The sequence below is a fragment of the Nostoc sp. DedSLP04 genome (assembly GCF_034530775.1).
In the GTDB taxonomy this organism is placed as follows: domain Bacteria; phylum Cyanobacteriota; class Cyanobacteriia; order Cyanobacteriales; family Nostocaceae; genus Nostoc.
Window position 1 is genome coordinate 21,959 of sequence record NZ_JAVRCL010000075.1, and the last position, 15,712, is coordinate 37,670.

The window sequence follows — 15,712 nt, forward strand, 5'->3', positions numbered from 1 at the left end:
GATAAATTAACTATGCAATTTAACGATCGACTGATTAACTTACCTAGTTTAAATCATGTTATAAATTATTCCCCATTAAAGATTAACCCTGATAGTTTTGTAATCGAAGCTATTTTATTGATGAGTCAACAAGGATGTATTAATTATGCATCTAGCAACTTAAATTCTTCGCTGAACTTAACTCTTCGGAATCAACCAAAATCTGGTTGTGTCTTGGTTATGGATGGAGGAAAATTATTAGGCATTTTTACTGAAAAAGATGTAGTTAGACTTATAGCTTCGAGAATAGATTTATCTGGGGTGACAATGGCTGAAGTGATGACGCAGCCAGTAATTACCCTTAGACAATCAGATTCTCAGGATATTTTCATCGCTTTATCTTTATTGCGTGAGCATCAGACTGGCTATTTGCCCGTTTTAGACGATCGCGGACAATTGGTAGGAGTGATTAACGAGACTAGCTTGCTACAAGCCTTTGACTTGGTAAAAATGGTTGGGGTCGTTGAAGGCTTGCAGCAATATTTACAAAAACCCAGAGATGAATTTAGCCAGGTTAATCAGTACACAGAGATACAGCAAGTGTGCTGCCAGACTCAAAATAACTTAAAGCTATGGGTTGAGGCACAATCGGCTGAAATTATGCAAGTTAATCAGGAGCTTCAGCAAGCCCTCGAAGAACTCCAGGTTATGGAAGAAGAACTGCGCGAACAAAATGAAGAGTTGGCCGTTGCCCGCGAGCTAGTAGAATTGGAGCGTCAACGTTACCAGAATTTGTTTGAGTTCGCTCCAGATGCTTATTTGGTAACTGATACAGCAGGTATTATCCAAGAGGCTAACCGAGCAGCAGCAATCTTGCTGGCTGTACGCCAAAAATATTTGGTAAACAAACCATTAATTTTATTTATTCCTTACCAAGACCGCCAAACTTTTAACACTCGACTAATTAATAAACAGCAGGAACAGAAGTGGGAAGCTTACTTAAAACCACGGGGAGGTAGAGCTTTTCCGGCTAGTATTAAAGCCGCCGCCATGTACGATTCAAAGGGTAAGCAAGTTGCCTGGCGCTGGTTATTCAGCGATATTAGCGAACCCCACCAGGCAAAGCAATCACTGCGCCAAGCTTACAAGGAGTTAGAACAACGAGTGACAGAACGGACAGCAGAACTTGTGATGTCCAATGTGCTGTTGCAGCAAGAAATTGCCGTTAGCGAAGCTGCCCGAAGGGATCGCCAACGCGCAGAAGTTGCATTACACCAGAGTGAAAATCTCTATCGCCAACTCGTGGAAAGCCAAACTGATATAATTATCCGCATTGATTTGCAAGGGCAGATTACCTTTGCCAATGCAGCTGCTTGTCAAATTTTCGGTTGGAAACAAGATGAGTTTCGCCATCGGTCAATTTTCCAATTTCTTCATCCAGATGACTTGCCTGAAGCGATGGAAGATATGGCAGCTTTAGGATCTTCATTCCATCCCTTGATCAATCGCGAGCGACGTGCATTGACAGTCAATGGTATCCGTTGGTTTCAATGGAATGCGATCGCAATTCGTAACGACAAAGGAGAGGTTCTTGAAATCCAAAAGGTAGGCAGAGATATGACTGAACAGCAAGCTACGCTACACGAATGCCAAGTTGCCGAAGCAGCACTGCACCAAAGTGAAGAGAAATTTCGCAAATTTGCGGAAAACACCCACGCAGTTATCTGGATTGCCAGCACAGATTCATTCCGAACCTTGTATGTTAGTCCTGCCTATGAAAAAATTTGGGGTCGCTCTTGCCAAAGTTTATTGGAGCGGCCTGAGTCTTGGATAGACTTTGCTCATCCAGACGATCGCGAGCGCTTAACCATTGCAGCAAAGCAACAGCTTATTAATGAGTCGGTTTCAATAGAATATCGAATTTTGCGACCTGATGGATCGATGCGCTGGATATGGGATCGAGGCTTTGCTATCTATGATGACCAAGGAAAAGTTCAATACTATGGTGGCATCGCCGAAGATATCACCGAACGCAAACTAGTCGAAGAGTCACTGCAAGAAAGTGAAGCGCGATTGAGTTTAGCTACCGAAGCAGCCCAAATTGGCATCTGGGAGCGGAACCCGATCGCTAATACTGGTATTTGGTCTGCCAATATGGGGCCACTTTATGGTCTACCGAGTAACACCTTGTGTCCAACCTATGAAGATTATCTCAATTTAATCTATCCCGAAGACCGCGAATCAGTGGCTGCGAGTATAGCGCGGATGATTGAGCAAGGAAAGGGATCTATAGAGTATCGAATTGTCTGGCCCGACGGCAGCCTACACTGGTTAAACTGCAAAGGTCAGGTTTACTATAACGAAATCGGTCAGCCGATCCGGATCGTCGGCACAAATAGAGATGTCACTGAGCGCAAGTTGGCAGAACAAAAAATCTCTGAACAAGCCGCTTTACTTGATATTGCCACCGATGCCATATTAGTTCGAGATTTCCAGTCTCAAATCTTATTCTGGAATCAAGGTGCAGAGCGGATGTACGGTTGGCTGTCTACAGAGGCGATCGGAAAAAACCTCCAGGAGATTTGTTACACAGCAGGAACTCAGCAGCAATTGGAAGTACCCCTGAAAAGGGTAATTGAGATTGGTTCGTGGCAAGGTGAGTTAAATAAAGTTACAAAATCTGGTCAGAAAATTATTGTGGAAAGCCGCTGGACATTGATGCGCGATTCTGCGGGAAAACCCAAATCCATCCTGACTGTTGACACTGACATCACCGAAAAGAAACAACTCGAAGAACAGTTTTTTCGCACCCAGCGATTGGAAAGCCTTGGCACTCTTGCAGGTGGAATTGCCCACGACTTGAACAATATATTGACACCAATTTTGGCAGCGGCTCAATTGTTACAGAGAGCATTGTTACAAGATGAGGAGCGTTCTGGGCAACTGTTGGCACTTGTAGAAACCAACGCCAAACGCGGAGCAGCTTTAGTAAAGCAAATCTTGTCCTTTGCACGAGGATATAAAGGAGAGCGGACAATTATCCAAATCCAATATCTGATTTCAGAAATTGTCCAAATTGCTAAACAGACATTTCCCAAATCTATTGAACTTTCCACGTTTATCCCAAAAGAAATTTGGGCTGTAAATGGAGACATCACGCAACTGCATCAAGTATTGATCAATTTGGTAGTAAATGCCCGCGATGCTTTACCGGATGGCGGTAATATCAATATTTCTGTAGAAAATAAGTTTATTGATGAAGCTTATACGCGAATGAATCTTGATGCCAAGGTTGGGCATTATATTGTGATTACCGTTGCCGATAACGGAATTGGCATACCGCCAGACATAATAGATAGAATTTTTGAGCCATTTTTTACTACAAAAGAGGTCAATGCAGGTACCGGACTTGGACTTTCAACAGTGCTGGGAATCATCAGAAACCACGCCGGTTTTATCAAAGTGTCTAGCAATGTTGGTAGAGGCAGCAAATTTGACCTGTTTTTACCAGCAGTGGAAGCAACCCAAGCGTTCAACATAGAAGACCTGGATTTGCTTTCAGGAGAGGGAGAATTGATTTTGGTTGTGGATGATGAACCCCAAATTCGGGAGATTGTCACAATCATCTTGGAAAACCATAACTATAAGATACTAACTGCCAGTAGTGGCATTGAGGCGATCGCGCTTTACGCCCAATACGAGCATCAAATCAATGCCGTATTGATGGATCTAATAATGCCAGAAATGGATGGAATCATTGCTATTCGCACCTTGCGAAGAATGAATATGCAGGTTCAAATTATTGCCTGTAGCGGACTCAACTCAATGGAAGTCTTTGCTGAATCTGCTGAGGCTAATGTACAAGCAGTTTTATTAAAACCCTATACGGCCAGAGAATTATTAAAAACCTTACATAATTTATTCAGAGACTAGTACCGCAAGGCGGAATTAACAATTAAAAATTAAAAATTAAAAATTAAAAATGTATACAGCATAAGGGTTTCGTTGATTTGGAATGATTGGTTTATTTCCACCTTGTATAGCAGTTGCCAGGTAGATTAGGACATAATGACAAGCGTAAATATCAGGAATAGCAAGGTTTTTACCTCCTGCCTGGTTGTTGAGCGTAGTCGAAACACTGCCTCCTGCCTCCTGCTATATTAGGAGCGCAAGGCGGAAGTCAAAGGTCGCGTATGCTTTAATTTTGGGCTTTCTAGCTGTAATGAAATAGCGCGATCGCTTTTTCCAAACTATTGAGAACGAAATCAAACGTTTATCACAACTGATTCATGACCTGCTCGATCTCGGAGGCTTAGAGGATATTTGAAAAGTGGTATGTTGTGATTTTAATCTAATTATTACCCCCCTTAATCCCCCCGATGTATTGGGGGAAACAAGAAAATTTGGTTCCCTCCCAATATATCGGGGAGGGTTAGGGTGGGGTAAAAAATATTTGATACATTAATCACGACTTTTCAAACATCTTCTTAGAAGCAGGAATTACTCAACTCGAACAGCAAACTTTCTCACTGCGCGATCTGATTCACTATGCTCAATGCTCCAATTCTCTAGACTTTGATGATTTCCTCACAAGTTCCTCAAATTTCTTTGCTAGGGTTAAAGCTAGGGCAATGTCGGCAAAATGGAGTTAATCCGGCTGATGAACATTATTAGAGAAATTAATCGTGAGTTAGCGATCGCAGGACAAATTACACTAGCTCAGCTGCAACAAGTAGCTGATGAGGGTTATAAGTGTGTAGTTAATCTACGTTTGGCTGACGAAACAGGCTGGCTGGCTAATGAACGGGAAAAAACTGAACTTTTGGGATTGTATTATGTTAATTTCCCAACTGAATGTGAAGACATTAATCATCAAAGTACGCTCCAGATGTATCAGACTATCACTGAATTACCCAAACCGATTCTGATACATTGTGATAATTCAATTCGTTCAGCTGCAATAGTATTTTTGTATATAGCCCTAAAACAAGGTATAGACTTTGAAAAAGCACTGCAAAAAGTTATTAGTTTAGGTTTGATATCTAGAGTTTAGACCTTAACGCAAAAGATACTCTTTTGCCCTTTTCTCCCACTTCCTCATCCCATAGATTTGAAGTTCTTACAGTCTTTCATCCCAGAGCTAGACGCAAAGATTTTTATAGTAATTTACGATCGTTTGGGGAATATACCTCAGCAAACCGAAAACTGGAAAGAAAAATGAGGTTATTACCTAACTAAATTTCTGGAATTCGTCATCATGTATGAACTAGTTCAAGCTCTCTCCAACGGTGATGAGAAAACTGCTCTACATCAGTTGATTTATACGTTGAGTGCTTCAGGTAAGCATTACTTCCTAAGAAATGAGATTTTGCTCTTCTTTGCTGATTACTGTCATCAATCCCAAAAGCCAGCCTATTTTTATCACTCTTCTTCTGTTGGCAAACTAATACAATATACCCACGAAATCATTCTCGAAGAGGGAAGAACTTGGTTCGTGATTCGACCGAGGATTGCTAATCAACAAGTTTGGCAACTGACAGCCGATTTTAGTAAGTTCGAGCAGATGACGCCTCAAGCGCTGTTAGATGTGAGAGATCGTTTAGTCAACCGTTACCAACCTCATATCCTTGAAATCGACCTCCACCCCTTCTATGAGAGTTCTCCAAGAATTGACGATGCGAGAAATATTGGTCAAGGTTTAGCCTTCCTCAACCGTTACCTGTGCAATCAATTGTTGACTGACTCTGAATATTGGGTAGAAATGTTATTTAAAGCATTACATAGGCTGCAATGCAATGATATTCGCCTGTTGTTGAGCGATCGCATTGACTCCGGTATTCAGTTAGCCAAACAAATTAAGCTAGCGCTGAAATTCCTGAGCGAGCGATCGCCTGATGAACCTTATGAAAAATTCCGCTTCGATCTCCAAGAACTCGGCTTTGAGCCGGGTTGGGGTAACACTGCGGCGCGAGTTTCTGAAACTTTAGAACTCCTCGACCGACTCATTTACTCTCCAGAACCTGCCATTTTAGAAGCTTTTGTGGCCCGCGTCCCCGCCATCTTTCGCGTTGTCCTCGTTTCTGTCCACGGCTGGGTTGGACAGGAGGATGTTTTGGGAAGAGATGAAACACTCGGTCAAGTTATCTACGTCCTCGAACAAGCTCGCAGCCTAGAAAACGAACTGCGCGAACAAATCAAACTCGCTGGACTCGACCAGCTAGGTATTAAACCCCATGTAATTATTCTGACTCGATTAATTCCTAACTGTGAAGGCACATTTTGTAACTTGCCCTTAGAAAAAGTCCAAGATACTGAAAATGCTTGGATATTGCGCGTTCCTTTTGGTGAATTCAATCCAGAGATTACAAATAATTGGATTTCTAAATTTGAGATTTGGCCTTATTTAGAACAATTTGCGATAGATGCAGAAAGAGAATTACTCGCTCAATTCCAAGGGAAACCTAATTTAGTTGTTGGCAATTACAGCGATGGTAATTTAGTAGCCTTTCTGCTATCCCGCCACATGAAAGTTACCCAGTGTAACATTGCCCATTCTTTAGAAAAACCTAAATATCTATTTAGCAATTTATATTGGCAAGATTTAGAAGATAAATATCATTTTTCGGTACAATTTACCGCCGATTTGATTAGCATGAATGCAGCTGACTTTATCATCACATCGTCCTATCAAGAAATTGTCGGCACGCCTGATACCATCGGTCAATACGAGTCATACAAGTGGTTTACGATGCCGCAGTTGTATCATGTAGTTGATGGCATTGATTTGTTTAGTCCTAAATTTAACTTCGTGCCGCCGGGAGTAAATGAAAATCTTTTCTTTCCCTACAGCCAAAAAGAAAAGCGAGATCCTAAACTTTACACACAAGTCCACGACTTACTCTTTACCCGCGAAGATCCACAAATTCTTGGTTATTTAGAACGCCCCAATAATCGACCAATCTTTGCCCTTGATACGATCAATTCAATCAAAAATTTCACTGGTTTAGCTGAATGTTTTGGTAAAAGTCAGGCGTTGCAAGAGCGTTGTAACCTGATTCTGTTAACTACTAAACTACATTTACACGAAGCTAGCAACCCAGAAGAAGCAGAAGAAATTCAAAAACTCCACGACATTATCGACCGATATCAACTCCAAGGCAAGATTCGCTGGGTAGGAATGCGTATTCCTAGCCGCGACATCGGCGAAGCCTACCGAGTAGTTGCAGATTCTCAAGGAATTTATGTCCATTTTGCCCGTTTTGAATCCTTCGGTCGGAGTATTTTGGAAGCGATGATTTCTGGCTTGCCAACTTTTGCTACTCAATTTGGCGGTTCTTTAGAAATTATCGAGAACAAAGAAAACCAATTTAATGTTAATCCTACAGACTTAGAGGGAACAGCAACGAAAATTTTAGACTTCCTTGAACAATGCGATACTCATCCTGAATACTGGCACGAAGTTTCAGAATGGATGAGTCAGCGAATTCATCACAAATATAATTGGCATTTACATAGCAATCAATTACTACTGCTTGCGAAAATGTTTAGTTTTTGGAACTTTGTTGCTCCCGAAAATAACGAAGCTAGAGATCGCTACATGGAAACCTTATTTCATCTCATTTATAAACCTAGAGTCGAAAAGATTTTGGAAAAACATCAGGGAGTGGGGAGTGGGGGATGAGGGGATGAGGCAATACGGTGCGGGTTTTGATCCCCCCGCCTACGGCGACTGCCTTAAAAAGGGGGTAAATAGGAGGAAAAGCCCCCTTTTTTAAGGGGGGTTGGGGGGATCTCCGAGAGCCAAATATACTAACCGAACCGTATTGGGGGATGAGGGGGATTAGAGACTTGTTCATCCACCTCTGAACTCCATTAATCCACCTCTGAACTCCGTTAATCCACCTCTGAACTCCGTTAATCCACCTCTGAACTCCATTAATCCACCTCTGAACTCCGTTAATACACCTCTGAACTCCATTAATCCACCTCTGAACTCCATTAATCCACCTCGGAACTGGATTCATCCACCTCAAATACTCATTAACGGAGTTCAAAGACTCATTCATCTAGCTCAAAGACTCAAAATCCCAATTCCCCAATCTTAATTTATGCAAACAAAAGGTCGTTCTCGCCATTTTATCTACACAGACTGGATATTAATCGAAACCCAGTTTGACCCTGAGCAATTGCACTCCAAAGAAACCGTCTTTACAATCGGCAATGGATACCTGGGAACAAGAGGCAGTTTCGAGGAAGGTTATCCTCATGCATTGCCAGCTACTTTTATTCACGGTGTCTACGATGATGTGCCTGTGGTATACACCGAACTGGTAAATTGCCCTGACTGGCTACCCTTGATAGTAATTGTAAATGGCGATCGCTTCCGTCTCGATCGAGGTGAGATATTGCGCTACGAGCGCCAGCTTGATTTACGCCAAGGACTACTTTTGCGTGCTTTGCGTTGGCGCTCTCCCAGTGGGAACACCATAGACATCAGCTTTGAACGCTTTGCTAGTCTTGCAGATCCGCACGTGTTGGCGTTACGCTGCCATTTAACACCAATAGATTTTGAGGGGTTAATCGAAGTTCAAGCTAGCATCAATGGCTATCCAGAAAATCAGGGTTTCAATCACTGGGAAGAATTAGATCAGGGCAAGACTAACCAAGGAATCTGGTTGCAACGCCGCACGCGCAACTCTCGAATTGAACTCGGTATGGCAGCTAAGTTGACAATATTAGGCACTGAAGCATCTTTGCAAGTCAATACCGCACCTGGTTATCCTACTTTGAGTACAACCTTCTTGGCGAAAGCGCAGCAGACCGTAACGGTGGAAAAACTCGTGACCGTTTTTACCTCGCGGGAGATTGAAGCACCAGTTCCAGCAGCTCGAGAAAAACTCGCACAGCTGCCAGATTATGCAACATTACTAAAAGCTAATGAACAGGCATGGGATGAGGTTTGGCAGCAAAGTGACATCCTGATTGAGGGAGATAGCACAGCTACTTTTGCTGTTCGCTACAATCTGTTTCAACTGCTGATTGCTGCCCCACGGGATGATGACAGGGTGAGCATTCCCGCTAAAACCCTTTCGGGGTTTGGCTATCGCGGTCATATTTTTTGGGATACGGAAATTTTTATGCAGCCTTTGTTTCTGTTTACTCAACCAGCGATCGCCCGCAACTTACTCAGTTACCGTTGGCACACCTTACCAGGAGCTAGACGCAAGGCAGGCCATTACAGTTATAAAGGGGCAATGTTTGCCTGGGAAAGTGCTGATACCGGAGATGAAGTGACACCACGTTGGTCTATCGGCAGTGATTTTTATGGTGAAGATGTGCGGATTTGGTGCCGCGATCGCGAAATTCATATCAATGCAGATATCCCCTACGCAGTCTGGAACTACTGGCAAGCCACTGGTGATGATGACTGGATGCAAAAGTGCGGCGCAGAGATTATTTTAGATGCCGCGCTCTTTTGGGGTAGTCGAGTCGAATTCAATTCTGAGCGCTCGCGGTATGAAATTCAGGGAGTAATCGGAGCGGATGAATACCATGAATTAGTCCACAACAACGCCTTTACAAACCGGATGGCGCAATGGCATTTAGAGAAAGCGATCGCCGTCTATGATTGGCTGGCTGACAAATTCCCCGAACGAGCCACCGAACTAGAACAGAAACTAAAGCTGACTCCAGAGGAGCGATCGCACTGGCAAGATATCGTCGCCAAAATATTGTTTTTCTATGACCCATCAACAGGACTAATCGAGCAGTGCGAGGGATTTTTCCAATTGGAAGATATCAACTTAGCAGATTATGAACCACGCGATCGCTCCATGCAACCGATCTTAGGTATTGATAAAACCAACAAATCTCAAGTACTCAAACAGCCAGACGTATTAATGCTCCTATATTTAATGCGGGAATCAGCAGATTTTCCCTATAACGAAAAAGCATTGCAGACAAACTGGGACTACTACGCACCCCGCACTGATATTACTTATGGTTCGTCCCTTGGCCCAGCAGTTCAAGCCATTTTAGCTTCCGATTTGGGCAAATCAACTGAAGCTTACGAACAATTTATGCGGGCGTTAATGGTGGATCTTGAAGATAACCGAGGTAATACCAACGACGGAATTCACGGTGCTAGTGCTGGTGGAATTTGGCAAGCTGTAATTTTTGGATTCGGCGGCATCCAATTAACTGAAAATGGCCCTGTAGCCAACCCCCACCTACCCCCTGGCTGGACGCGTCTAAAGTTTAAACTGCACTGGCGCGGGAAATGGCACGACTTTGATTTGCATTGGGAATTGGGCATGGAGCATGGGGCATGGGGCATTGGGCATGAGGAGAAGGGAACAAGAAGACAAGGAAACAACGCAGATAACGCAGACAACCAATTCTCAATGCCCAATACTTCTCTGCGAGACGCTACGCGAACGACTTCGCTCAGTACAAGTGCCCAATCCCCAATGCCCAACATCCAAGGATTCATTTTCGATTTAGATGGTGTGCTAACAGATACAGCAGAACTCCACTATCTCGCTTGGCAAAAGCTAGCTGATGAAGAAGGTATACCGTTTAATCGAGAAGCTAACGAAGCCCTGCGGGGTGTATCCCGTCGTGCTTCTCTGATGGTGATTCTTGGGAATAGAGCGTATTCGGAAGCACAAATCGAGGAGATGATGGAGCGTAAAAATCGCTACTATGTGGAATTGATCCAAAACATGACATCCCACGATTTGTTACCAGGTGCGATCGCCTTGTTGGATGAACTGCGGCAAGCTGGTATTAAGATCGGTATTGGTTCAGCAAGCAAAAATGCCCAGACTGTGATTGAGCGATTGGGCATTGCTGATAAAGTAGATGCGATCGCTGATGGTTATAGCGTACAAGAACCCAAGCCAGCACCCGACCTCTTTCTGTACGCAGCCAAGCAGCTAGGAATCGAACCCGCGCAATCTGTGGTTGTAGAAGATGCCGCAGCCGGTGTTGAAGCCGCTCTCGCTGCTGGGATGTGGGCAATAGGACTTGGCCCTGTTGAGCGAGTTGGAGCCGCTCATATTGTTTTACCCAGTCTAGAAGGTATTAAATGGGCAGACCTTCGAGAGCAATTGAGTAATATTTCCAAACGAAAACATTAAATATAGCAAGGGACTGGGGACTGGGGACTGGGGACTGGGTGAAAAGCCTTTTTTTTATCTAAGTTGTATCGTCTGTTGATGTCCTAACCACCAAGGCTTGTGCTATAAACGAGAACTGCTTGATTACTTACAGCAGATTTCCAGGAAGGTGAAATACACAAAGATTTGTCTTAAAGCCAGATAGAAAGAGTATTTTACTTCTTTTATGCGTAGCCGATTCACCAATTCTTACTCCTGAATTCTGCTGTATTAAAGACTTCTTGCATAAGTCGGTAAAAGGGTAAGGGGGAAAGGGGAAAGGAACAATAAAAACCTTTTCCTTTTAACCTTTCCCCTTTTCCCGCCTCTTGCAAAAATTACTTTTGCAAGAGGTTTTAAGTCCTAATCAGCCCAAAGAACTAAAACTACCTAAAACTACATTGAAATTACTGATAGCTGCTAAACTCCAAAAGCTAATATCGTCTAAGTAGGGAATCTAAAACAAACTCCACTTTAGAAATTAGGAGCAAGAGCGTGAATTCGGACGATTTAGCTTTGCAGATAGAGAACATGCGTAAGCGCGTCGCCCTCTTGCAACGCCAGAACGAACAGCAAAAAGCACAAGCAGATATTCAACTCGTTACCGCAGTATTCAAAGAAGTTTACCTGGCTTTGGAAGAACTTCAACTAGTAAATGAAGATTTAAAGCAGCAGAATGAAGAATTATCCAAAACTCAACAGGCTTTGGTAGCAGAAAATCAACGCTACCAAGAATTATTTGAGGAAGTCCCAGACGCTTATTTTGTGACTGATACAAAAGGGATAATTCAGGAAGCTAACTCAGCCGCTACCACTCTGCTTAACATTTCTAAAAGTTCATTGTTGGGCAAATCCATAGGGATTTTTGTGCTTGAGAAAGAAATAATTGCTTTTCATTTGAAACTAACTCATCTGCGCGATCGCGCTCAATTCCCAGACTGGAAAATGCAAGAATGGGAAGTAAACCTACGACCGCGTGACAAAACACCTATTATTGCTGCGGTTAAGGTGGTTGCTATCCGCGATCGACATAGTGAGTTAGTTAGTCTGCGCTGGATATTGCGGGACATTAGCGAAAGTAAACGAACGCAAGCCAAGCTGCAATGGGCAGAACAGGCGATGCGACAAGCGCTTGCTAAAGAAAGGGAGTTTAGCGAACTTAAATCCCGCTTGCTCACCATCACTTCCCATGAGTTTCGCACCCCTTTGGCTACCATCCACTCTTCTGCGGAACTACTAGAACATTATCGCCACCTCTGGAGCGAACAGCGACAACAGACTCACCTGCGTCGCATTCAAAAATCAGTTATGCATATAACCCAGTTATTGGATGATGTATTAGTGGTGAGTCAGGATGAAACAAGCAAGTTAGAGTTTAATCCAACACCGATAAATTTAGTAGAATTTTGCCGCGATTTATTAGAAGAATTACAACAGAGCGATCGCTCACAACATGCGATCGTTTTTAGCAGTGAGTGCCAATGCACAGAAGCTAATTTAGACGCGAAACTACTGCGCCAAATCTTGAGTAATTTATTCTCAAATTGTCTAAAATACTCTCCCATTGGAAGTACAGTTAGGTTTTCTGTAACCACTAGCAACGAGCAAGCTATATTTCAGACTCAAGATTCTGGTATTGGCATTCCTGCTTCTGACATTGAACACATCTTTGAACCGTTCCATCGCGCTAGTAATACAGCCAATATCCCAGGAATGGGATTAGGGATGTCCATTGTCAAGCAGGCTGTAGATTTACACGGCGGCGAGATTACAGTTGAAAGTGCGATCGATGCGGGAACTACCTTTACAGTTATTCTGCCATTTTCAAGAAATTTCCATGTATAGCTAATCAATCACTTTTATTTATCGAATTTAAAAACAAAAGTAATTGCTTGTATGCTAGAAGGTCTTTAAAGTGGAGTAAGCCGGTCAACAATAGGTTGATTGTAAAGTTTTTCTTCGCAGTAGCTTAGGGAAACAAACTCAAAGACTTTGTATCTTTAAATATGAGCTTAAAATATTACGCCTGTGGTAATCTCTAACAAATCAGAATACGCACTTCTAGCCCTGTTAGAGTTAGCAACCTGCTACCCTAACGGTGAAGCCCTACAAATTCGAGAGATAGCGGCTTTGCAAGACATCCCGAACCGCTATTTAGAACAACTCCTAGCGACATTAAGACGTGGAGGTTTAATTAAGAGTATACGCGGAGCCAAAGGTGGCTATGTTCTGGCACGAGATCCCGGAAAAATTACAGTGTTGGATGCTTTTAGCTGCATGGAAGGGTCAGATATTATTGTCTCTCCTTCTGAGCCGACTCCTAATACAGTAGAAGGTGAGCTAATTCAGGAAGTTTGGCAAGAAGCACGTCAAGCTGCTAACTCTGTTTTAGCAAAATATACACTCCAAGACCTTTGTGAACGAAGATCGATCCGACAACAGAAGGAACTAATGTATTACATTTAGGAAGTATAATTACTAGTTCGTAATTCGTAATTCGTAATTCGTAATTAAAAGGGGAAGATGAAAGTAAGAACGAGCAATCTGTGACGCTGTTATATGCCTGAAGTCAATTTTCAACAGCCGATAAATAGTGCCGCTACTCTCGTGGAGAGTTATGCAGCAGGAAAACGGAACTTTAGTAAAGCAGAACTGGGTAATGCTGATTTGCAAGGCATTAACTTGAAAGGATCTGACCTAAGTTATGCTGACTTGAGTGAAGCTAACCTGAGTAACGCTAATTTGAGGGGAACTGATTTGAGCTTTGCCGATTTGAGTCAAGCTAATCTGAAGGATGCCGATCTTAGGGGAGCATTATTGATGTCAGCGAATCTCCGCCAAGCCGCTCTTAAAGGAGCGAACCTGGAAAAAGCAGACTGCGATCGCAGCACCCATTTTCCCCAAGATTTCGACCCAGTGAAAGCGGGTATGCAGATTAAATTTGAAGATTAATTAATTTAAGTTAAACGATCGTACTGGCCTCAAGATAGAAGATATTTCTCTCAAAAGAGTTGTATTTTGGTAAAAAAGCCTATCTATGAGGTTGACAATGGAGGCGAAAAGTGAAACCCTCAACCGACGCGCACCACTAATAACTGCTGGAATTTTTCTTGGTGTGGGTCTTGGAGGGTTTATTGATGGAATTTTACTGCATCAAATCCTCCAGTGGCATCACATGCTCAGTAACATTAGGCCTCTGACAAATAGGGCGAATATAGATTTGAACATGGTGTGGGATGGATTATTTCATACCTTGGATTGGGTATTCACCGTGGCAGGACTTGTGTTACTATGGCGTGCCGGAAGACGTGATGATGTTCCTTGGTCATCACAAACCTTTATTGGATCGATACTGATTGGGACTGGGTTGTTCGACTTTATTGAAGGTTTAATTGACCACCAAATTCTCGGTGTCCATCATGTTAAACCAGGCCCAAATGAGTTAGCTTGGGATCTAGGATTTCTGGCATTCGGTGCGCTACTTGTTCTCATCGGCTGGCTAATGATAAAAAAAGAGTCAAGAGTCATTAGTCATTAGTCATTGGTCATTGGTCATTGGTCATTGGGTATTGGGCATTGGGCGTTAGAGTGCTGAGTTAGGAGTTAGGAGTTAAGAGTTAAGAGTTTTGTTTATCTCCTTGTCCCCTGCTCCCCTGCTCCTCTGCCCCCTGCCCCTCTGCTTCCCTGCTCCAACTCATTACTCATTACTCATCCGCTCCCCCACTCCCCACTCCCTCCTATGACAGATACTTTTGAAAAAACTAGCTGGAGTTGGCATTTGTCTCAATTCCAACAACAAGCGGGTGAATGGTGGGAATACCAGTTTTACCGCTTTGAACGGGCTTTACCAGAATTGCCTACTGGATGGTCAATTAGCCCAAGGCTTAGTGAATTGCTAAAATTCTTGTTTTGGCTGGTACTGGGATTATTTGTAGCGTGGGTGGGTTGGCGATTATGGCGAGAATTCAGTCCCTATATATATTCTTGGCTAAATAGAAGTGGCAATCTCACTGATTTTCGCGTTAAAACTCGCTCCAATGAGTCATCCATAGCCCTTTTGTTGGAGCGATCGCAAGAATTTTATCGTCAAGGTAACTATCGTGAGGCTTGCCGTTGTGTTTATTTAGCGATGTTGCAGCAGTTGGATAAAAATGCGATGTCTAGCGACAAGCCGCAGGGCGCCTACGCACCCCACAAACTCAGCCGTACTGATGGAGAATATTTGCAATTGCTGCGATCGTCTGTGACTTCCATACAGCCTTATGAAACTTTAATTACTACTCACGAGCAATTATGTTTTGGTAATGCTGAGATTTTGCCAGACAATTATGAGCAGTGTCGGCAAGCTTATCGGGAAATTTCCCCAGAATGAAAAAGAGACGTTGCATTGCAACGTCTCTACACAAAACAAACAATATTTTATATAGCAAGGGACTGGCTCTCTAGGGACTGGGGACTGGGTGAAAAGCCTTTTTGTGTCTAAATTTGATCATCTGTTAATGTCCTAACCATTTTGGCTGTTGCTATATCCCTCTTCTGTCACTTTCCGAGTATTCTGAATAAAAGGATTAAAA

At 43.0% G+C, this 15,712-nt stretch carries 9 protein-coding genes; all 9 read left to right on the top strand.

Annotated features, from left to right (window positions below; translation table 11 throughout):
- Positions 1-12 precede the first annotated feature (12 nt).
- The 9 genes from RMX89_RS30035 (at position 13) to RMX89_RS30075 (ending at position 15,510) form a co-directional block, all read left to right on the top strand.
- Positions 13-3,912 (top strand): PAS domain S-box protein, encoded by a 3,900-nt coding sequence (locus tag RMX89_RS30035; protein ID WP_322691509.1) that lies wholly within the window; start codon positions 13-15, stop codon positions 3,910-3,912.
- 727 nt (positions 3,913-4,639) lie between these two features.
- On the top strand, positions 4,640-5,032 hold the full coding sequence (locus RMX89_RS30040) for a beta-lactamase hydrolase domain-containing protein (RefSeq protein WP_322672670.1): 393 nt from the start codon (positions 4,640-4,642) through the stop codon (positions 5,030-5,032).
- Between the two features lie 204 nt (positions 5,033-5,236).
- Positions 5,237-7,660, top strand: a complete 2,424-nt coding sequence (locus RMX89_RS30045; RefSeq protein WP_322691510.1) for a sucrose synthase — start codon at positions 5,237-5,239, stop codon at positions 7,658-7,660.
- 427 nt (positions 7,661-8,087) lie between these two features.
- On the top strand, positions 8,088-11,120 hold the full coding sequence (gene pgmB, locus RMX89_RS30050) for a beta-phosphoglucomutase (RefSeq protein WP_322691511.1): 3,033 nt from the start codon (positions 8,088-8,090) through the stop codon (positions 11,118-11,120).
- A gap of 513 nt (positions 11,121-11,633) precedes the next feature.
- The gene (locus RMX89_RS30055; protein WP_322691512.1) at positions 11,634-12,983 is read left to right on the top strand and encodes an ATP-binding protein; all 1,350 of its coding nucleotides are present in this window, start codon (positions 11,634-11,636) and stop codon (positions 12,981-12,983) included.
- Positions 12,984-13,166: 183 nt separating this feature from the next.
- On the top strand, positions 13,167-13,604 hold the full coding sequence (locus RMX89_RS30060) for an Rrf2 family transcriptional regulator (RefSeq protein WP_322691513.1): 438 nt from the start codon (positions 13,167-13,169) through the stop codon (positions 13,602-13,604).
- 93 nt (positions 13,605-13,697) lie between these two features.
- On the top strand, positions 13,698-14,090 hold the full coding sequence (locus RMX89_RS30065) for a pentapeptide repeat-containing protein (protein WP_322668746.1): 393 nt from the start codon (positions 13,698-13,700) through the stop codon (positions 14,088-14,090).
- A 97-nt stretch (positions 14,091-14,187) separates the two neighbouring features.
- Entirely contained in the window at positions 14,188-14,676 is a 489-nt protein-coding gene (locus RMX89_RS30070; RefSeq protein WP_322671567.1) for a DUF2243 domain-containing protein, read from the top strand.
- A 201-nt stretch (positions 14,677-14,877) separates the two neighbouring features.
- Complete coding sequence (locus RMX89_RS30075; protein ID WP_322691514.1) at positions 14,878-15,510, top strand: DUF4129 domain-containing protein; 633 nt, start codon at positions 14,878-14,880, stop codon at positions 15,508-15,510.
- Positions 15,511-15,712: the final 202 nt, after the last annotated feature.